Genomic DNA, 1,053 nt, shown 5'->3' on the forward strand with positions numbered 1-1,053 from the left:
CTACTTCCGTTGGCGCAAGGAGTATGGCGGCCTGAAGATTGACCAGGCCAAGCGACTGAAGGAACTGGAACAAGAGAATGCACGCTTGCGCCGAGCGCTGTCGGATGCCGTCATCGATAACCAGATATTGCGCGAGGTGAGCCGGGGAAACTTCTGAGCCCGGCACGTCGCCGCCAGGCCGTGGCCCATGTCAGAACGAGCTTGGGCCACGCTGAACGGCGTATCTGCCGGGCGCTCCATCTCTCCCGTTCCTCGATTCGTTATGCTGCCCAGCCGCGCGCCGATGAGGCGCCATTGACTGGTGCCATCATTGAATTGGCCTGCCAATATGGGCGGTATGGTTATCGGCGCATCCACGCTATGCTGGAGGCTCAGGGCTGGGAGCTGAGTCGCTCTCGGGTAGAACGTATCTGGAAACTAGAAGGCTTGAAGGTGCCAGTGAAACAGCCCAAGAGAGGTCGGTTGTGGCTGGCCGACGGCAGTTGTATCCGAATGCGGCCGGAATATGCCAATCATGTCTGGAGCTGGGACTTCGTCATGGAGAGAACCCACGATGGACGTGTCCTTAAAATCCTGGTTCTCATCGATGAGTTCACCCGTCGCTGCCTCGTGCTGCACGTGGCCAGGCAAATTCGCAGTAATGACGTCATCGATATCCTGGCTGAGGCCATGGTGGCCTACGGTGTTCCGGCATATCTACGCTCTGACAATGGGCCGGAAATGGTCGCCAAGAACCTTCGGCGCTGGCTTGCATCGGTCGGTTCAAAGACGCTGTATATCGAGCCAGGAAGTCCATGGGAGAACGGATACTGCGAGTCCTTCAACGGCAAATTCCGCGACGAACTGCTCAACGGAGAAATCTTTTACACCCTCCGAGAAGCTCAGGTCATCATCGAGCGATGGCGTCATCAGTACAATACCGTTCGGCCGCATAGCTCACTGAAATACCGACCGCCGGCACCGCAGGCTACGCTGCCGGCAACAACCCCAGCACCACTGCGGCTTGCCGCTTAGACTAACTTTAAGTCTGGACCAGTTGTTTCAGGCCGGTCA

The 1,053-nt window shown here is 57.6% G+C and carries 1 pseudogene; it reads left to right on the forward strand.

From position 1 onward, the window contains the following. Window positions 1-1,014, forward strand: a pseudogene (locus FB597_RS20040) (IS3 family transposase); the annotation flags it as partial. Window positions 1,015-1,053 lie beyond the last annotated feature (39 nt).

Source organism: Herbaspirillum sp. SJZ099, from assembly GCF_007828355.1.
Taxonomy (GTDB): Bacteria; Pseudomonadota; Gammaproteobacteria; order Burkholderiales; family Burkholderiaceae_D; genus Herbaspirillum.